Origin of the sequence: Aeromonas sp. FDAARGOS 1419 (genome assembly GCF_019047045.1) — a bacterium.
Lineage (GTDB): Bacteria > Pseudomonadota > Gammaproteobacteria > Enterobacterales > Aeromonadaceae > Aeromonas > Aeromonas veronii.
On sequence record NZ_CP077209.1, the window covers coordinates 2,673,484 to 2,690,727 of the forward strand.

18 protein-coding genes are annotated in these 17,244 nt (G+C 59.6%); 5 read left to right on the forward strand and 13 right to left on the reverse strand.

Annotated features, from left to right (window positions below; all coding sequences use genetic code 11):
• Nucleotides 1–8 precede the first annotated feature (8 nt).
• A complete protein-coding gene (gene rplU / locus I6L49_RS11970) occupies nucleotides 9–320 on the reverse strand; it encodes a 50S ribosomal protein L21 (protein ID WP_005304210.1) in 312 nt (103 codons plus the stop codon).
• A 242-nt stretch (nucleotides 321–562) separates the two neighbouring features.
• On the opposite strand from rplU, the gene ispB reads away from it, so the two are divergent.
• Complete coding sequence (gene ispB, locus I6L49_RS11975) at nucleotides 563–1,534, forward strand: octaprenyl diphosphate synthase (RefSeq protein WP_216949616.1); 972 nt, start codon at nucleotides 563–565, stop codon at nucleotides 1,532–1,534.
• 81 nt (nucleotides 1,535–1,615) lie between these two features.
• On the opposite strand, the gene I6L49_RS11980 is transcribed toward ispB, so the two are convergent.
• The 11 genes from I6L49_RS11980 to I6L49_RS12030 form a co-directional block, all read right to left on the reverse strand.
• On the reverse strand, nucleotides 1,616–1,804 hold the full coding sequence (locus I6L49_RS11980) for a DUF2065 family protein (RefSeq protein WP_005339036.1): 189 nt from the start codon (nucleotides 1,802–1,804) through the stop codon (nucleotides 1,616–1,618).
• A gap of 104 nt (nucleotides 1,805–1,908) precedes the next feature.
• Nucleotides 1,909–2,793, reverse strand: a complete 885-nt coding sequence (gene hflC, locus I6L49_RS11985) for a protease modulator HflC (RefSeq protein WP_005339038.1) — start codon at nucleotides 2,791–2,793, stop codon at nucleotides 1,909–1,911.
• A 3-nt stretch (nucleotides 2,794–2,796) separates the two neighbouring features.
• Entirely contained in the window at nucleotides 2,797–3,948 is a 1,152-nt protein-coding gene (gene hflK / locus I6L49_RS11990; protein WP_216949617.1) for an FtsH protease activity modulator HflK, read from the reverse strand.
• 91 nt (nucleotides 3,949–4,039) lie between these two features.
• On the reverse strand, nucleotides 4,040–5,326 hold the full coding sequence (hflX, locus tag I6L49_RS11995) for a ribosome rescue GTPase HflX (RefSeq protein WP_005339043.1): 1,287 nt from the start codon (nucleotides 5,324–5,326) through the stop codon (nucleotides 4,040–4,042).
• A 63-nt stretch (nucleotides 5,327–5,389) separates the two neighbouring features.
• Nucleotides 5,390–5,653 carry an RNA chaperone Hfq gene (hfq, locus tag I6L49_RS12000; RefSeq protein ID WP_005339045.1) on the reverse strand — a complete coding sequence of 88 codons (264 nt, stop codon included), beginning with the start codon at nucleotides 5,651–5,653 and terminating at the stop codon, nucleotides 5,390–5,392.
• Between the two features lie 72 nt (nucleotides 5,654–5,725).
• Nucleotides 5,726–6,655, reverse strand: coding sequence for a tRNA (adenosine(37)-N6)-dimethylallyltransferase MiaA (miaA, locus tag I6L49_RS12005; RefSeq protein ID WP_216949618.1), 930 nt, complete (start codon nucleotides 6,653–6,655; stop codon nucleotides 5,726–5,728).
• Nucleotides 6,645–8,516 carry a DNA mismatch repair endonuclease MutL gene (mutL, locus tag I6L49_RS12010; protein WP_216951643.1) on the reverse strand — a complete coding sequence of 624 codons (1,872 nt, stop codon included), beginning with the start codon at nucleotides 8,514–8,516 and terminating at the stop codon, nucleotides 6,645–6,647. The genes miaA and mutL overlap by 11 nt, the downstream gene beginning before the upstream one ends.
• A gap of 3 nt (nucleotides 8,517–8,519) precedes the next feature.
• Complete coding sequence (locus tag I6L49_RS12015) at nucleotides 8,520–8,699, reverse strand: hypothetical protein (RefSeq protein WP_047436150.1); 180 nt, start codon at nucleotides 8,697–8,699, stop codon at nucleotides 8,520–8,522.
• A gap of 16 nt (nucleotides 8,700–8,715) precedes the next feature.
• Entirely contained in the window at nucleotides 8,716–10,404 is a 1,689-nt protein-coding gene (locus tag I6L49_RS12020; RefSeq protein WP_254127470.1) for an N-acetylmuramoyl-L-alanine amidase, read from the reverse strand.
• Nucleotides 10,405–10,427: 23 nt separating this feature from the next.
• The gene (gene tsaE / locus I6L49_RS12025; RefSeq protein ID WP_005339056.1) at nucleotides 10,428–10,901 is read right to left on the reverse strand and encodes a tRNA (adenosine(37)-N6)-threonylcarbamoyltransferase complex ATPase subunit type 1 TsaE; all 474 of its coding nucleotides are present in this window, start codon (nucleotides 10,899–10,901) and stop codon (nucleotides 10,428–10,430) included.
• A 10-nt stretch (nucleotides 10,902–10,911) separates the two neighbouring features.
• On the reverse strand, nucleotides 10,912–12,423 hold the full coding sequence (locus tag I6L49_RS12030) for an NAD(P)H-hydrate dehydratase (protein WP_216949620.1): 1,512 nt from the start codon (nucleotides 12,421–12,423) through the stop codon (nucleotides 10,912–10,914).
• Between the two features lie 60 nt (nucleotides 12,424–12,483).
• On the opposite strand from I6L49_RS12030, the gene queG reads away from it, so the two are divergent.
• On the forward strand, nucleotides 12,484–13,638 hold the full coding sequence (gene queG, locus I6L49_RS12035; protein WP_216949621.1) for a tRNA epoxyqueuosine(34) reductase QueG: 1,155 nt from the start codon (nucleotides 12,484–12,486) through the stop codon (nucleotides 13,636–13,638).
• Between the two features lie 111 nt (nucleotides 13,639–13,749).
• The gene (ppgK, locus tag I6L49_RS12040; protein WP_005339062.1) at nucleotides 13,750–14,490 is read left to right on the forward strand and encodes a polyphosphate--glucose phosphotransferase; all 741 of its coding nucleotides are present in this window, start codon (nucleotides 13,750–13,752) and stop codon (nucleotides 14,488–14,490) included.
• A 104-nt stretch (nucleotides 14,491–14,594) separates the two neighbouring features.
• Here the strand turns inward: ppgK and I6L49_RS12045 are convergent, their stop codons facing one another.
• Nucleotides 14,595–15,050: a hypothetical protein gene (locus I6L49_RS12045; RefSeq protein WP_043822996.1), complete on the reverse strand. Its 456-nt coding sequence runs from the start codon at nucleotides 15,048–15,050 to the stop codon at nucleotides 14,595–14,597.
• Nucleotides 15,051–15,555: 505 nt separating this feature from the next.
• On the opposite strand from I6L49_RS12045, the gene metN reads away from it, so the two are divergent.
• Together metN and I6L49_RS12055 are read left to right on the forward strand one after the other, a co-directional pair.
• Complete coding sequence (gene metN / locus I6L49_RS12050) at nucleotides 15,556–16,599, forward strand: methionine ABC transporter ATP-binding protein MetN (RefSeq protein ID WP_216949622.1); 1,044 nt, start codon at nucleotides 15,556–15,558, stop codon at nucleotides 16,597–16,599.
• Nucleotides 16,580–17,233: a methionine ABC transporter permease gene (locus I6L49_RS12055; RefSeq protein WP_005339070.1), complete on the forward strand. Its 654-nt coding sequence runs from the start codon at nucleotides 16,580–16,582 to the stop codon at nucleotides 17,231–17,233. Before metN ends, I6L49_RS12055 begins: the two co-directional genes overlap by 20 nt.
• Nucleotides 17,234–17,244 lie beyond the last annotated feature (11 nt).

Below are 17,244 nucleotides of genomic sequence, written 5' to 3' on the forward strand. Positions count from 1 at the left end.
TCCTCTAATTAAGCGCTGATGCCAGTGATTTTGACTTCAGTGAACCACTGACGGTGGCCCGCTTGCTTACGATGGTGCTTACGACGACGGAACTTGACGATAGTCACTTTCTCGCCACGGCCGTGAGCCACAACTTCAGCTACAACCTTGCCACCTTCAACGAAAGGAGCACCTACTTTAAAAGTGTCGCCTGCAGCAACCATCAGAACTTCGTTGAAGTCGATGGTAGCGCCAGTCTCAACGTTCAGCTTTTCCAGACGAACGATTTGACCTTCGGCCACACGGTGTTGTTTTCCGCCGCTTTGGAATACCGCGTACATTTGATTAACTCCGTAAAGGCATGTCTTTTGCTCAAGGCTAGACATGCGCAAAAACCTATAACAATGGGCGGGCATTCTACGCAAATCGATCTGCTCAGGCAAGGCCAATTTAGCAAAAAGTTTATTTTGTGCGCATATCTGCCGCCGTGGATAAACGCCTAACTGTAACCCATTGTGAAATCGTGTAGAATCCCTGCCACTACTAAAATCGCAGTTATTGCTGCTGTCACGTTACGAGACTTATGGACCAACAGACTATCCGTGCGCTCTGTGCCGCCGACATGACGGCGGTCAATGAACTGATCCTGGCCCGACTCCAGTCCGACGTTAGTCTGATCAATCAGCTGGGTTTCTACATTGTCAGCGCCGGCGGCAAGCGGATGCGCCCCATGCTGACCGTGATGGCTGCGCGTGCGCTGGGCTATGAAGGTAAGGATCACCTGAAACTGGCCGCCATCATCGAATTCATTCACACCTCAACCCTGCTGCATGACGACGTGGTCGACGAATCCGACCTGCGCCGCGGCCGGGAGACCGCCAACGCCATGTTTGGCAATGCCGCCAGCGTGCTGGTCGGTGACTACCTCTATAGCCGCTCCTTCCAGATGATGGCCGAACTCTCCAACCTGCGGGTGATGGAGATCCTCTCGGATGCCACCAACACCATCGCCGAAGGAGAAGTGTTGCAGCTGATGAACTGCAACGACCCGGATACCACCGAAGAGAGCTACATGACGGTCATCTACTGCAAGACCGCCAAGCTGTTCGAGGCCGCCACTCGCCTTGCCGCCGTGCTGACACATCAGCCCGAGCCCGTCGAGCAGGCCATGACCGATTACGGCAAGTATCTGGGCACCGCGTTCCAGATCATTGATGACGTGATGGACTACTGCTCCCAGAGCGAGGAAATGGGCAAGAACGTCGGCGACGATCTGGCCGAAGGCAAACCAACCCTGCCGCTGCTGCGTGCCATGGAAGTGGGCACTCCGGAAGAGCGCCAGCTGGTGCGCGATGCCATCGAGCACCGCAACGGCATGGAGCATCTTGAGCAGATCCTCGGCATTCTCGATCGTACCGGCGCGCTGGAGTACTCCCGCATGCGTGCCAGGGAAGAGGCCGACAAGGCCATTGCCGCCCTCGCCATCCTGCCTGACTCCCCGCACAAACAGGCGCTGGAAACACTAGCCCACATGGCCGTGCAGCGCAGTGCCTGAGTAAACGACATGCATGAAAAAAGAGGCCTTCGGCCTCTTTTTTATTGTCTGCTATCTGCTGGACAATGCATTGCGCCAGACTCAGCGACTCAGCATCCAGAGGATCACGCTACCCGCAACCACTAGCGAGCCGCCGATACGGCGCAACTGCTCCGGTGGCTGATCGCTCAGCAGCCGCAACATCTGCTGCCATGCCCTTGGCATCAACAGCGGGCCGAGTCCCTCGAACAACAGCAGCAATCCCAACCCCATCAGCATGGATGTCAGCATCCGACCTCCTCAATGCAACCAGCCCCCTCGGTCGACGGCTGGCATTGGCACCAAAAACAAAAGGGTCTGACAATGCAGACCCTTTGAATGTGACCTCGTGGCGATTACTGCTTGGTGCCGTGAGGAGACTTGAGGTAACGGAAGAACTCGCTGTCCGGCTTCAACACCATCAGGTCGTTACCACCGGCGAAGCTCTTGCGATAGGCCTCCATGCTACGCACGAAGCTGAAAAACTCGGGGTCTTTCTTGTAGCTGTCGGCATAGATCTTGGCGGCTTCCGCATCCCCTTCACCACGCAGTTGGCGAGCGTTACTCTCGGCGTCGGCGATCATGACGGTTACCTTGCGGTCGATATCGGCACGCAGGATTTCAGCCTTCTCGCGACCCTGAGAGCGGTGCTCACGGGCAACTGCGGTACGCTCGGCGCGCATCCGCTGGTAGATGGAGTTGGAGACTTCCACCGGCAGGTTGATCTGCTTGATCCGCACATCCACCACCTTGATACCGAGCTCGGAGGAGCGCGCCATCTTCTTCAGGGCATCTTCCATCACGGTACTACGCTCACCGGAGACGATGTCCTTGATGGTGCGGTTACCGATCTCGGAACGCAGACCGTTGTTGATCTTGCGCTTGAGCAGATCTTCAGCCTGCAGCTTGTTACCACCACCAGTTGCCAGGTAGTACTTGGAGAAGTCCTCGATCTTCCACTTCACGTAGGAGTCGATGATCAGGTCTTTCTTCTCGGAGGTGACAAAACGGTCGGCCTGGCTGTCAATGGTCTGGATGCGGGCATCCATCTTGCGAACCTGGTCGATGAGCGGCACCTTGAAGTGCAGGCCCGGCTCATAGAGGCGGGGTTCACCGGAGTCAACCCGCTTCACCTTGCCAAACTGCACCACAATCCCCTTCTGACCTTCATCAACGATAAAGACAGAGGAGAAGCAGACCATGGCCGCGACAGCGATTGCACCAATAGCTAGCTTTTTCATCTATCAGTTTCTCCCTGAGCTGAAGCGGTCACCGCTACGCAGCGGCGTTGTCGGGGTAGAGTTGGCACCCTCGTTGGAAACGGGGACCTGCTCTGTGACCGGGGCGACAGTGGCACGATCAGACTGGGCAGCCTTCGGCTTGCCAGACAGCTTGTCGAGCGGCAGGTAGATCATGCTGTTGTTGCCAGCCGGCATGTCGACCACCACCTTGTTGGCCTGCTGATAGAGCTCTTCCATGGTTTCCAGATAGATACGCTCACGGGTCAGCTCGGGGGCAGCCTGATACTGGGGCAGCAGCTCGTTGAAGCGAGCAACTTCACCCTGGGCTTTCAACACGATCTGGGATTTGTAAGCTTCCGCTTCCTGTTCCAGACGCTTCACCTGGCCACGGGCCTTGGGCTCCACTTCACGAGCATAGGCTTCTGCTTCACGAATGAAGCGCTGTTCATCCTCCTGAGCGGAGATGGCGTCATCAAACGCATCTTTCACCTCTTCCGGCGGACGCGCCGGCAGGAAGTTGACATCGACGATCTGCAGACCCATCTGGTAGGGCTCGATGATGCCATCGATCACCTGCCAGGTCTCCTGACGCACCTTCTCACGACCGGTGGTCAGCACGTCATCCATCCGGGTATGACCCACTACATAGCGCAGGGCGCTATCGGTGGCCTGACCCAGACTCTCGTCGGCATTGGTCACGCTGAACAGATACTGCTCGGGATTGACCACACGGTACTGCACGTCCATCTCGACCCGTACCACGTTCTCATCCTGAGTCAGCATGAAACCGGAGGCAGGCAGGGAGCGCACGGACTCGACGTCCACCGGGATCACCTGATCGATAAAGGTCGGCTTCCAGCGCAGGCCCGGCTCGACAATATGGGAAAACTTGCCAAACCGCAGCACGGCACCACGCTCCGCTTCGCGAATGGTGTAGAAGCCGCTGACGACCCACACCACCACAGCCACAACCAGCGCGATGGAGATACCAAAGCGACCTACATCGCCGCCAGATTTGCCGCCACCAAACAAGCCACCGAAACGGCGACTCACTTTGCGCAGCATTTCATCCAGATCAGGGGGTCCCTGATTCTTGCCGTTATTCCCCCAAGGGTCACGGTCTTTGCCGTTGTTACCAGGCTCATTCCAAGCCATCAGCGTCTCCATTAATACATGCGGATGGATATCATCTCTATCGGGCCATCATACGTTGCGAAGCCCCTAAGGGTTCATCTTCATCAACGAATCAATGCCTGATAAAGCGTTGTAAACTCTCACCTTCCTGTTTCACGAGGCGGTTCCAGTCGGCCACTTGCAAGCGGACTTCCAGCACGAAATCACCCTCCTCGCTAAAACCTTCCTGCTCAATCCCTTTCAGCTGATAGAGCGCACTGCGCAATCTCGCGGCAGAAGGAGGCAACTGCAGGGTGTGATGCACCATGGAGCCAGCCAGCAATTCGGTCAGCGCCGTAAACAGATGCTCACAACCTTCACCAGTCTGGGCCGACAACCAGACGCGCAACGGGCGCCCCTCGTCATCTCGCTCCAGACCTGCCGGACGATCCGCCAGCTTGTCGATCTTGTTGCAGATCATCAGCTGGGGCCTGTCATCGGCTTCGATCTCGGCGAGCACCTGCTGCACGGAGTCGATATTCTCCTGCATCTGCTCATCGGCACAGTCCACCACATGCAGCAGCAGATCCGCTTCACGGGTCTCCTGCAGGGTCGCCTTGAAGGCCGCGACCAGATCATGGGGCAAGTGTCGAATAAATCCAACTGTATCCGCCAAAATCACATCACCCACATCCCGGATCACCAGTTTACGCAGGGTGGGATCCAGAGTTGCGAACAATTGGTCGGCAGCATACACGCTGGCAGCTGTAAGTTGGTTGAACAAAGTGGACTTTCCGGCGTTGGTATAACCAACCAGTGACACCGTCGGCACTTCGTTGCGGTTGCGGGCGCGGCGTCCCTGCTCCCGCTGCTTGGCCACCTTGTCGAGCCGACGCAAAATCGCCTTGATGCGTTCCCGCAGCAGACGTCGGTCAGTTTCAAGCTGGGTTTCACCCGGGCCACGCAGACCGATCCCGCCCTTTTGACGCTCAAGGTGGGTCCAGCCTCGCACCAGACGAGTGGAAAGATGGCGCAACTGGGCCAGTTCGACCTGCAGTTTACCTTCGTGGGTACGGGCGCGCTGGGCAAAGATATCGAGGATCAGGCCGGTTCGGTCCACCACCCGGCACTGGAACAGACGCTCCAGGTTGCGCTCCTGGGCAGGGGTCAGGGCATGGTTGAAGATGACGACGTCGGCATCCAGCATCTGGACTTGGGACGCGATCTCTTCAGCCTTGCCACTGCCGACAAAAAATTTGGCACTGGGCGCACTGCGACTGGTGGTAATTACCCCCAGCGCATTGACTCCGGCCGAGCTCACCAACATCTTGAGCTCTTCCAGATCCTCCCGCTCACCCTCATCACTGAAGTTGACATGCACCAGAACGGCCTGTTCGCCAGCTTCATAACGGTCAAACAAGCGCTTGCTCCTTAACAGGAATCATGATGAATCTGAGTTGGCGAGTCGACTCGCCCAGGGATATCACGCCTCGGCATCACCCTGTTCATCAGCCGCGCCACCCGGAGTGGGCTGGTGATGATTGACGGCACGGGCCGGTACGACAGTCGAGATGGCGTGCTTGTAAACCATCTGGCTCACGGTGTTTTTCAGCAGGATAACAAACTGGTCAAAAGACTCGATCTGACCTTGCAGTTTGATGCCGTTCACCAAATAGATAGAAACAGGAATCCGCTCACGGCGCAGCGCATTCAAAAACGGGTCTTGGAGAGATTGCCCCTTAGCCATTTTTCTTTTCCTTATAGTTTGTTGTTTTTAAACACCGAATATCAATATAACAACCTGATTATACAGGGAGTGTCAAGCCGCACCAGCGCGAGCAAGCACGCGGTCGAGATTGCCAGACTCACCAGATTCCAACCAAGTCACGTCGGGCCAGCCGCGCAACCAGGTCATCTGTCGTTTTGCCAATTGGCGTGTGGCAACAATGCCACGATAACGCATCTCATCATACCCCACTTCACCGCACAGGTAGTCCCACATTTGGCGATAACCCACACAGCGAATGGAGGGGAGATCCGGGTGCAGATCGCCGCGCGCCATCAGCGTACGAACCTCCTGTTCAAAGCCACCTTGCAGCATCTTGTCAAAGCGCTGTTCGATACGCTGATGCAGCACGGCACGATCGCTCGGGGCGATGGCAAACTGCAGCACCCGATAGGGCAAGCCCTCCCCCTGCACCTGCGTCAGCTCGGTAAGGGTCTTGCCGCTGATACGGTAGACCTCCAGCGCCCGAGAGAGTCGCTGCGGGTCATTGGGGTGGATCCGCGCCCCGGCCACAGGGTCGATGCGCACCAGCTCGTCGTGCAGCGCCTGCCAACCGAGGCGGGCAGCCTCTTCCTCAATCCCGGCACGAATGGCGGGATCGGCGGAGGGCAGCGGGGACAATCCCTCCAGCAGCGCCTTAAAATAGAGCATGGTGCCGCCTACCAGCAGCGGAATACGGCCACGGTCGGCGATCTCTTTCATCTCCCGCAGGGCATCCTTGCAAAAATCGGCTGCCGAATAGCTCATGGCGGGGTCAAGAATGTCGATCAGCCGGTGCGGGGCACGTGCCAGTTCATCGGCGGTCGGCTTGGCCGTACCTATATCCATGCCGCGATAGATCAGCGCCGAATCGACGCTGATGATGTCGCAGGGCAGCGCCTGGCACAGTTCAATGGCGAGATCCGTCTTGCCGGAGGCCGTCGGCCCCATCAGAAAAATTGCGGTCGGCAAGTCACTCGCCATGTTCAAACTCCTCCAGCACGGTCGCCAGCGAAAGGGGGCGCACCATGCGAATGTCTGCCAGTTGGTCACTGAAATCGGTCACAAGTTCCGTCAGCAGACGACTGGCAGTTGAAAAATCGTATATCTTCTCGCGGCTTATCCCCTGCTCCACCAGCCATTGGCATAATACTTCAGCCTGCTGACCAGCATCACTGTCAGATCCGCCCTCGATAATTTGCAGCAATTCGGGTAACAGACGCACCAGATCGGTCTGGCGCAGCAGAGCCGGCACCCGAGTCAGGATCATGGTGTCGCGCCCCCCGCTTTTCAACTCCAGTCCCATCCGTTTCAGCAAACGTTCCTGCTCGGTCACCAGCGCGATCAAATTCTTCGGCAATTTGAAGGAGACCGGCAGCAACAGTGGCTGGGCCGCCAGTCCCTGGCCCCAGGTCTCCAGCAGCCAGTGGCGCAGCAGCACCCGCTCGGCGCGCACCAGCGAGAGCAGCGCCAGCTGATTATCCCGCTCGATCAACAGGTAGGCCTGATCCACCAGTGTCAGGGCGCGACATCCCCCCTGTTTGGGTGACGGCACCGTGTCGGTGGACTGTGCGGGAGCTGCCTCAGTCGCAGTTGCGATAGGCAGCGTAGTGAGCAGAGCTCCCATGCCGCGCATCGCCTCCCGGCTTGGGGGCTCGGGCGGTTGATAATTGCTGGCTCGGCCAGCCCCACCGCCCCCCTCCCGCACCTGTGCAGGTGCCCGGTAGCTGTGCTCGGCACCGTACCACTCCGGGCGTGGCGCCTGACCGGGATATTCAATCTGCGAACTGACCGGCAACTCGACCAGGGTTTCGGCCAGCGGCGCGTCCTGATGAGCGGCGCTGACCCCTTCGCGGCGCAGCGCGGTAAACAGCGCCTGAAAGATAAAGTCGTGGATCAGTCGCGCCTGATGGAAGCGCACCTCATGCTTGGCCGGGTGAACGTTGACATCCACCTGACGGGGATCCAGCTCGATATAGAGTACATAGGCGGCGAAGCGGTCGGGAGGCAACAACTCGTCATAGGCCTGACGAATGGCGTGATTGATGAGCTTGTCGCGCATCATCCGGCCGTTGACATAGGTGTATTGCAGATCGTTTTGTGGTCTTGCCCCCTCCGGAGTCGCCAACCAGCCCCACAGCCGCACATCACTGTGCTCGCTCTCCACCGCCAGCGCATGGTGCATGAAGGGGGTGCCGCAAACGGCGGCGAGGCGTCGCTCCTGCTCCGGCACGGTATTGGCGGCCTTGTACTGGCGCACCACCTTGCCATTGTGGCGCAGGATCAGGGTGGCATCGAAGCGGGAGAGCGCAATGCGGCGCACCAGCTCGTCGATATGGGCAAACTCGGTCTTTTCGCTGCGCATGAACTTGCGCCGCGCCGGGGTATTGAAGAAGAGATCCACCACCTCCACCGTGGTGCCCACCGGATGTGCCGCCGGCTTGATAGTGACGCTCATTTCGCGCCCTTCCGCCTGGGCTTGCCAGGCTTCGGACTGCTCGGCGGTGCGGGAGGTGAAGGTGAGACGGGAAACCGAGCTGATAGAGGCGAGCGCCTCGCCACGAAAGCCGAGGCTGTTGATCCCTTCCAGATCGTCCAGTGTGGCCACCTTGGAGGTCGCATGACGCGACAACGCCAGCACCAGCTCATCTTTGGCGACGCCACAGCCGTTGTCACGGATGCGGATCAGCTTGGCGCCCCCCTTGTCGATGTCGATATCGACCCGGTCGGCCCCCGCATCCAGGCTGTTCTCCACCAGCTCTTTCACCACAGAAGAGGGCCGCTCCACCACCTCTCCGGCTGCAATCTGGTTGGCCAGAATGGGTGGCAAAATACGGATCGGCATCATTTACTCCTGAATTTCTATCTTGCGGATGGTCAGTCTCTTAAGGCTCCAGGAGGGCCGCTCTACCACCTCTCCACCAACCGGAATCTGGTTGGCAAGGATAGGGGGCAATATACGGATCGGCATCGCTGACTCCTGAATTTCAATCTTGCTGATGGTATTCGCTAACAGCGGGAGCGGCATCACCCGCTCCCGCGCGTCAGTTTTGCGGAATGTAGAGCACCTGCCCTACCTGGATATTCCGCGACTTGAGCTTGTTGATCTCTACCAGCCGAGCCTGACTCACCCCATGTTTCTCGGCAAGGCGGGAGAGACTCTCGCCCCGCTTGACCACATGGCGGATCATCTGCGACTTGTCGTCACTGCGAACGGGAGCAGCAGCGCGGCTCTGCCCTTGCTGGGGAATATAGATGGTCTGACCGATCTGAATATCCCGGCTGCGCAGCTGGTTGATCTCCACCAGAGTGGACTGACTCACTCCATGCTTCTCGGCAAGGCGGGAGAGGCTCTCACCCCGTTTGACCACATGGCGGAGCATCCGCGATTTGTCATAGTCCCCCACACTGCTGACCGGTGCACCGCTCTCTTGCGCTGCCGCCGAGTAAGGCTTGATCACCCCGGCACCAGAGCCGCTCCCCGTGCCGCTATCGCGGGCAGTAGCGGGCATCTTGTTGGTCACTACCGGCTGCGACTGTGTCTGCCTGGGCTGGCTCACCGGCTGCCGGGCTACCGGTGCAGGGCGAGTAGCGGCAGGTTGGCTCACCTGCCCCTTGCCGGTCAGCATGGCCCCCTTGGTCGGGTGGGCGCGGTAGTAGTTGCGGATCCCCTCGAAGATGGCGCGGGCCAGCTGGTCCTGATAGCTGGCGGTGGCCAGCAGCTTCTCTTCCGCATGGTTGGAGATAAAACCGGTCTCCACCAGCACCGAGGGAATATCCGGCGCCTTCAGCACCGCCAGACTGGCGTGTTCCGGCGCCTTCTTGTGCAGTCGGGCGACCTTGCCCATGGAGCGCAGGATCTGGCGGCTGACGTCATATCCTTCGGCACGGGACTTGTCCATGGAGAGGTCGAGGAAGGTCTGCGCCAGATAGGGGTTGGGATCAGATTCCGCCAACACCTTGCCGACACCGCCCAGCAGCTCGCCCTGCTTCTCCTGCTTCTCCAGCCAGCTGCCCATCTCGCGGTTGGCACGGTTGGTCGACAAGACCCAGACCGAGGCACCACGCGGGGTCGAGTTATGAAAACTGTCTGCATGGATAGAGACCAGCAGATCCGCCTTGGCCTTGCGGGCAATCTCGGAGCGCTTGTTGAGGTCGACGAAGTAATCGCCACGACGGGTCATCACGGCGCGCATCCCCGGCTCGCGGTCGATCAGTGCCGCCAGCTTCTGGGAGACCGCCAGCGTGACCCGCTTCTCGTAGGTACGACGCGGGCCGATGGATCCCGGGTCTTCCCCGCCGTGGCCTGGGTCGATGGCAATCACCACCCCCTTGCCTTTGCCACCCACAGGTGTGGCTTGCACCGCAGCCGCCGAGCGCTTCTCTTCATAAGGAAGGTCGATGACCAGACGGTGGCCATAGGGTCCGGCTGGCGCTAACGGAAAGACCACCGGTTTGATGGCGGAGCTGAGATCCATCACCAGCCGCAGCCCCCCCTTCTCCAGCGGAGTGCTCTGGCGGATCTTGCGCACCAGTTCGCTGTTGTTCTCGATCCGGGCCAGATTGGCAGCGTTGCTCGCCCCTTTCAGATCGATCACCAGCCGATCCGGGCCGGTGAGGGTGAAGTAGTTGTAATTGGGGGCGCTGCTCATATCGAGCACCACCCGGGTGTTATCCGGTGATGGCCAGATTCGTACACTCTTGAGCTGATTCGCCCAAGAGGGTAACGCCATCAAAGAGAGAGCAATAACAAGGATCAAGCGCACGTAGATGACAACCGTTCCAGAATGGCTTCGCCAATAGCAGTGCGAGCCTCTATCAGAACCTCGCGCTGCTCGCCTACATAAGTGAGGGTAATTTCCAGGTCAGGAGCCGGTAACCAGCCCTCGCCCTTCTCGGACCACTCCACCAGACAGAGAGTGTTGGCGGCAAAATAGTCCCGAATGCCCATGAATTCCAGCTCTTCCGGATCAGCCAGGCGATAGAGATCAAAATGGTAGACCTGCCAACCATCGAGCTCATAGGGTTCGACCAGAGTGTAAGTCGGGCTTTTTACCTTGCCCTGATGGCCAAGGCCCTGCACCCAGCCGCGGGTCAGGGTGGTTTTACCGGCGCCAAGTGTGCCATGCAAAAACACTGTGGTCGCCTGCTGGCAGGCCTGTGCCAGACGGCCACCCAGTGCCACGGTTGCTGCCTCGTCCGGCAGTGTCATCATCAACTGTTTTGCCATGTTCTTCTTTTTAACTTGTAATGGTGTCGGGATTAACCAGTTTGCGGATCAGCGGCAGCAAGTCTGACGCCAGCATGCCCCGCTCGCCGTCGGCGGCGGCCTGATCTGCAGCCTCGCCGTGGATCACGGCGCCCAGCCAGCTTGCCATGGTGGCAGACCAGCCCTGGGCCAAAAGGGCGGCGATTATACCAGATAACAGATCGCCCATCCCGCCACTTGCCATGCCGGGATTGCCTTCACAACAGAGAGCGACCCGCTCGCCGTCATAAATAAGTGTTCCCGCCCCTTTTAACAACACCACACCGCCATAACGCCGCTGAAGCGCCTGCACGGCGGCAAACCGGTCGGTTTCAATCTCGGCAATGGTGCATCCCAGCAGGCGCGCCGCTTCGCCGGGATGGGGCGTGAGCACCCAATTATCCTGATGGCGGGGAGATTGCGCCAGCCAATTCAATCCATCGGCGTCCAAAACCAGTGGCAGCCGGTCGGTGAGATAACGGGCGATTTGTGCGCTTCCCCACTCATCCTGACCGAGCCCGGGGCCGATGACCCGCACCGACGCCCACCCCTCGTCATCAGCGGTAGTGAGACTCATCAGCTCGGGTTGATAGAGGCTGACCGGCGGATGCTCCGGATGCTGACACACCCGCACCAGCCCGGCCCCCGCCCGCAGGCAGGCGCGGGCCGCCAGCACGATGGCCCCCTGCATGCCGCGATTTCCCCCCACCAGCAGCACCTTGCCATAAGAGCCCTTGTGGGAAGCGCGCGGGCGCGGGGTCAGCTGTGTGCTCAGCTGCGGATAATCGATACGCCAGGCGGCGGGCAACATAGTGCCATCAGGCGTGACGCCAAGGGGATCACAATCGAACAGGCCGACGCAATCCACCCCGTCGCCGGTGAGCATCCCCTGCTTGATACCGATAAAGGTGAGGGTGCGAGTGGCCTGCACCACAGCCCCCATGGCACGGCCGGTATCGCCGTTGAGGCCGGAAGGGAGATCCACCGCCAGCACGGGCACAGCCAAGCCATTGATTGTTGCGACGATCTTTGTCAGTAGTGGCGAGAGGGGCGTGTTGACGCCGGTGCCAAGCAGGGCATCGACCACCAGATCCGGGGCAGAGTGTTGGGTATCCTCAAACTGCTCGGCCAGCCAGACCCTGCCACCGGCCGCCAACCACTCATCGGCGGCCTGTTTGGCATCCCCCTTCAGCTGGTCGGGTGCCCTAGCGGCAATCACCACCACCTCGATTCCAATCTGGCGGGCAAGGCGGGCCAGCACATAGCCATCACCGCCGTTATTACCGGGGCCGACGAAAATCCACCAGCTGCGACTGTCGGACCAATGCAGGGTGGCATAAGTACGCAGCGCAGCACCGGCTCGCTCCATCAGGGCATAGAGAGGTTGCCCCTCACGCGCGGCCCAGTTGCGCTCCAGTGCGCGGATCTGTTCAGTCTGCCACAGCCCCTGTGGTAAACTGCCCCCCTCTTTTGTGCCCAACGCGCCCCTGATGATCTCTACCATGACGGCTCCCGCCTCTTATCAATCGACCCACGCCAGCAAACGCCGGCCAGGCCAAGCCGCATGAGCGCACCTGACTTTCACCAGCTGGCCCACGATATCAAGCTCTGGGCACGGGAGCTAGGTTTTGACCAGGCGGGCATCACCGACACCGACCTGCGTATCGAAGAGCCAAGATTGCAGGCCTGGCTGGATGCGGGCTATCACGGCAGCATGGATTACATGGCGCGCCACGGCATGATGCGCGCGCGCCCCCACGAGCTGCTGCCGGGCACGGTGCGGGTGTTGTCGGTGCGGATGAACTACCTGCCGTTCGAAGCGGGCTTCGCCGCTACCCTGCGCGATCCGACTCTGGGCTATATCAGCCGCTATGCTCTCGGTCGCGACTACCACAAGGTGCTGCGCAACCGTCTCAAACAGCTGGGTGATCGCATCGAAGCGCGCTGCGCCGAGCTGTTTCAAGGCACTGAAGAGACCTTGGGTGAGTGGCGCCCCTTCGTTGACTCCGCCCCCATCCTCGAGCGGCCACTGGCGGCCAAGGCGGGCCTCGGCTGGGTTGGCAAACACTCACTGCTGCTCAACGAATCGGCTGGCTCCTTCTTCTTTCTCGGTGAGCTGTTGCTCAACCTGCCGCTGCCGCTCGACCAGCCAGTGGAGAAGGAGCAGTGCGGCAAGTGTGTCGCCTGCATCAACATCTGCCCGACCGGCGCCATTGTCGCCCCCTATGTGGTGGATGGCCGCCGCTGCATCTCCTATCTCACCATCGAGAATGATGGCCCTATTCCGGAAGAGTTCAGGCCCCTGATGGGCAACCGCATCTACGGCTGCGACGACTGCCAGCTTATCTGCCCCTGGAATCGCTACGCAGATGCCAGCCCGGAACCCGATTTTAGCCCCCGCCCCAGCCTGCACCGCCCGCCCCTGCTGGCGCTGTGGTGCTGGAGCGAGAGCGAGTTTCTCAAGCAGACCGAGGGGAGCCCGATCCGCCGCATCGGCTACCAACGCTGGCGCCGCAATCTGGCGGTCGCCCTTGGCAATGGCCCGGCGACCCCCGAGGTGATAGCCGCCCTGCAACTGGGGCTGACCACCGCCGAGCCCATGGCGGCCGAACATATCGAATGGGCGCTGACCACCCTTGCCCGGCGTCAGGATGAAGAGAACAAGAAGACCCGTTTGCTGATCCGCTGCATCGAAAAAGGTCTGTCGGATCACGCATAAGTGATCTGCCCCTTGCCGGATTGCAGCACTTTTTTCATGCTCTGCCGACCTGCAGTGCCCATAACAGCGTGGTCACTGCAAACTGGTCGGCACACAACAAGGACAACACAGATGCATATGTTGGGAGTGGATATTGGAGGCTCAGGGATCAAGGGCTGTCTGGTCGATACCAAAACCGGCGAATTGATTGGCGAGCGCCATCGCATTGCCACACCGCAACCGGCCACCCCGGCCGCCATCGCCCATACCCTCAAGGCGCTGGTCGAACACTTCGACTGGAAAGGACCGGTGGGCTGCGGCTTTCCCGCCACCATCCACAACGGGGTTGCCAAGAGTGCCGCCAACATCGACAAGAGCTGGATCGAAACCGATGCCGAGCATCTGTTTGCCGATGTCACCGGCAAGCCCTGCTATGTGCTGAATGATGCCGATGCCGCCGGTCTGGCCGAGATGCGCTTTGGCGCTGGCAAGGATCGCAAGGGGGTCATCATCCTCATCACGGTCGGCACCGGTATCGGCACCGCCATCTTCGTCAATGGCCATCTGCTGCCCAACACCGAGCTGGGCCATCTGATGCTGGAAGGAATGGTCGCCGAGCACTACTGCTCCGATGCGGCGCGCAAACGGGAAGATCTCTCCTGGAACCGCTGGGGCAAGCGTTTCAACAAGTATCTGGCGCGCCTCGAGTTTCTCTTCTCCCCCGACCTCTTCATTCTGGGGGGCGGCAGCGCAGCCAAGCTGGATAAGTTTGTCGATCGCATCGAGACCCGGGCGCCGCTTATTCCGGCGGCCAGCCTCAATCAGGCGGGCATTATCGGGGCCGCCCTCTACGCGGCCGAGCAGCAGGGCTGACCGACGCTCACTGCAAGTCAGCAGATACCAATTGAAAGGGCCCGGCACTGCTGCCGGGCCCTTTTGTTTTGCGGTCATCTTGCGTGTTTGGTGCTTATCACCCGTTACATGTCGTCGAGTCGGTGCACTCCGTGCACCAGTCGGGTCAGGCGGGTCTGCTCCAGCCCGGCCAGATTCTCGAGCAAAGCGGTGGTGGCCGGTGTCGGGCACTCCCGGGCCAGATGGCTCAGCTCGCCCACCAGCTGCTCCTCCCAACGGCATACCTGAGTGACGATATCCTGAGTCTGGACTGATGCCGGCAGCTCGAAGCGGGTAATGGCAGGCAGCATGTCCTCGCTGAAACTCTGGTTCAGCCAGGTCTCCCTGACCGCCTCTCCCAGCTGAGCGGCATATTCGTGCAGATGGGCACTGGCCGCATCCTCACGCCCTTGCAGATAGACCAGCAACATCCGGCTCCGTTCGCTGTCCACCTGACTGGTCAAACGCCCGTAACAGAGCCCGAGCTGGTGATGAACCTGTTCAAGATAGTGCAGCAACTCTTTGATCTGTTGGAATCTCATCGCACTGCCCTCCATGCTTGTCGACGTCATTAGTATAAAAAACCGGCGCCACCGACCCAATCCCTATCCGTGCCCCCCTTGCGCTGCATCAAGGTTGACGCCGACAAAGTGGCGATCAGGTGATCCGGTCACGAATAGGGAACGATTTGTGCAGCAATTTGTGTAACGATGGAGGAGCATTAAGCTAGACAGCAGATGTGAACAGAAACGGGCTGACACACTAATAAAACCAGCATTTACCGTTTATAAACCATCTTTAATTCGGTTATCTGCCGCAGGGACGAAACAGGATCTGGCAGAGCAACAATACCATCCTGATCGTTATCCGCCTGACAGAAATCCTTATCACTTTTTTAGACGTCTAGACGTAAAAACATGCGTTGACATGGCCATCCAGACATCTTAGCATCATCCTCCATGATGACAGAGTAACCCAGTGGAACCTCTGCCCAATTTCCCCGCCTGTAGCGCCCTGTGCTTTAAGGCTGTTAGCACGGAAGAATCCATGATTAAGTTGATCGGTCTCAACAAAGTCTACGGTACAGGCAGTGACGCCGTGCACGCCCTGCGTGATGTGAGTCTGCATGTACCCCAAGGCAAAATTTTCGGGGTGATCGGTGCCTCCGGTGCCGGCAAGAGTACCCTCATTCGTTGTGTCAACCTGCTGGAGCGCCCGACAGAGGGCCAAGTCATCGTTGATGGCCAGGATCTGGTCGCCCTGAGCGAACGGGATCTGACCCAGGCTCGCCGCCAGATCGGGATGATTTTCCAGCACTTCAACCTGCTTGCCTCCCGCACTGTGTTTGCCAACATCGCCTTTCCGCTGGAGCTGGCAGGCTGGAGCAAAGAGAAGATCCAGCAACGGGTTGCCGAGTTGCTGGCACTGGTCGGGCTGGAAGCCCGTGCCCAGGCCTATCCGTCCGAGCTTTCCGGCGGTCAGAAACAGCGCGTCGCCATTGCCCGCGCACTGGCTCCGGCCCCCAAGGTACTGCTCTGCGACGAGGCCACCTCGGCCCTCGACCCGCAGACCACCCGCTCGATCCTGACCCTGCTCAAGGAGATCAACGTCAAGCTGGGGCTCACCATCCTGCTCATCACCCACGAGATGGACGTGGTGAAGGGGATCTGTGACGAAGTGGCCATCATCAGCGACGGCCGTCTGATCGAGCAGGGCGAAGTGGCCTGGTTCTTCAGCAACGCCAAAACCCAGCTGGCCCGTGACTTCATCCACTCCACCATCCATCTGGAGGTACCGCAGGAGTATCAGGATCGGATGAGCAGTGAGCGGGTGGCGGGCAGCTACCCGCTGGTGAAGCTCGGCTTTACCGGCAGCACGGTCGATACGCCGCTGATCTCCGAGGCGAGCCGCCGTTTCAATATCGACATCAGCATTCTGAGCGCAGACATCGAATACGCCGGTGGCGTCAAATTCGGTTTTCTGCTGGCCGAGCTGTTCGGGGATGAAGTCCAGTGCGAGGCCACCCAGCAGTTCCTTATCGACAACCACATTCAGCTGGAGGTAATGGGTTATGTCCGAAGCCATGATTAATCTGCTCATCACGGCCCTGGGCGACACCCTGATCATGGTGTTTGCCTCCGCTCTGTTCGGCTGCCTGCTGGGTCTGCCGCTCGGCGTGGCACTGCATGTGACCAAGGCGGGCCAGATCCTGGCCAACCCTTTGCTCAACCGTACTCTGGGTATGGTGGTCAACGTGGGTCGCTCGGTTCCCTTTATCATCCTGCTGGTCGCCATCATTCCGCTGACCCGGCTGATTGTCGGCACCAGTATCGGCACCATCGCTGCCATCGTGCCGCTGACTGTCGGTTGCATCCCTTTCATTGCCCGTCTGGTGGAAGGGGCCCTGATGGAAGTGCCGGACGGCCTGCTGGAAGCGGCCAAGGCGATGGGCGCCAAGCCGCTGCAAATTATCACCAAGGTGCTGCTGCCAGAGGCTCTGCCCGGCATCCTCAACAGCGTCACCATTACCCTCGTCACGCTGGTGAACTACTCGGCCATGGCCGGGGCCATCGGTGGCGGTGGTCTGGGGGATGTGGGTATTCGTTATGGTTATCAGCGCTTTGACCCAACCGTCATGCTGGTGACCGTGGTTATCCTGGTAGTACTGGTTCAACTTATCCAGAGCGCGGGTGAGCGCCTGGTCAACAAATGTGATCATCGTTAATCGTCGATTTC

Excerpts from the sequence above, each read along its gene's own strand:
- rplU (WP_005304210.1), bottom strand. The coding sequence starts at position 320 with ATGTACGCGGTATTCCAAAGCGGCGGAAAACAACACCGTGTGGCCGAA.
- ispB (WP_216949616.1), top strand. The coding sequence starts at position 563 with ATGGACCAACAGACTATCCGTGCGCTCTGTGCCGCCGACATGACGGCG.
- I6L49_RS11980 (WP_005339036.1), bottom strand. The coding sequence starts at position 1,804 with ATGCTGACATCCATGCTGATGGGGTTGGGATTGCTGCTGTTGTTCGAG.
- hflC (WP_005339038.1), bottom strand. The coding sequence starts at position 2,793 with ATGAAAAAGCTAGCTATTGGTGCAATCGCTGTCGCGGCCATGGTCTGC.
- hflK (WP_216949617.1), bottom strand. The coding sequence starts at position 3,948 with ATGGCTTGGAATGAGCCTGGTAACAACGGCAAAGACCGTGACCCTTGG.
- hfq (WP_005339045.1), bottom strand. The coding sequence starts at position 5,653 with ATGGCTAAGGGGCAATCTCTCCAAGACCCGTTTTTGAATGCGCTGCGC.
- miaA (WP_216949618.1), bottom strand. The coding sequence starts at position 6,655 with ATGGCGAGTGACTTGCCGACCGCAATTTTTCTGATGGGGCCGACGGCC.
- mutL (WP_216951643.1), bottom strand. The coding sequence starts at position 8,516 with ATGCCGATCCGTATTTTGCCACCCATTCTGGCCAACCAGATTGCAGCC.
- I6L49_RS12015 (WP_047436150.1), bottom strand. The coding sequence starts at position 8,699 with ATGCCGCTCCCGCTGTTAGCGAATACCATCAGCAAGATTGAAATTCAG.
- I6L49_RS12020 (WP_254127470.1), bottom strand. The coding sequence starts at position 10,404 with ATGGCGTTACCCTCTTGGGCGAATCAGCTCAAGAGTGTACGAATCTGG.
- tsaE (WP_005339056.1), bottom strand. The coding sequence starts at position 10,901 with ATGGCAAAACAGTTGATGATGACACTGCCGGACGAGGCAGCAACCGTG.
- I6L49_RS12030 (WP_216949620.1), bottom strand. The coding sequence starts at position 12,423 with ATGGTAGAGATCATCAGGGGCGCGTTGGGCACAAAAGAGGGGGGCAGT.
- queG (WP_216949621.1), top strand. The coding sequence starts at position 12,484 with ATGAGCGCACCTGACTTTCACCAGCTGGCCCACGATATCAAGCTCTGG.
- ppgK (WP_005339062.1), top strand. The coding sequence starts at position 13,750 with ATGCATATGTTGGGAGTGGATATTGGAGGCTCAGGGATCAAGGGCTGT.
- I6L49_RS12045 (WP_043822996.1), bottom strand. The coding sequence starts at position 15,050 with ATGAGATTCCAACAGATCAAAGAGTTGCTGCACTATCTTGAACAGGTT.
- metN (WP_216949622.1), top strand. The coding sequence starts at position 15,556 with ATGATTAAGTTGATCGGTCTCAACAAAGTCTACGGTACAGGCAGTGAC.
- I6L49_RS12055 (WP_005339070.1), top strand. The coding sequence starts at position 16,580 with ATGTCCGAAGCCATGATTAATCTGCTCATCACGGCCCTGGGCGACACC.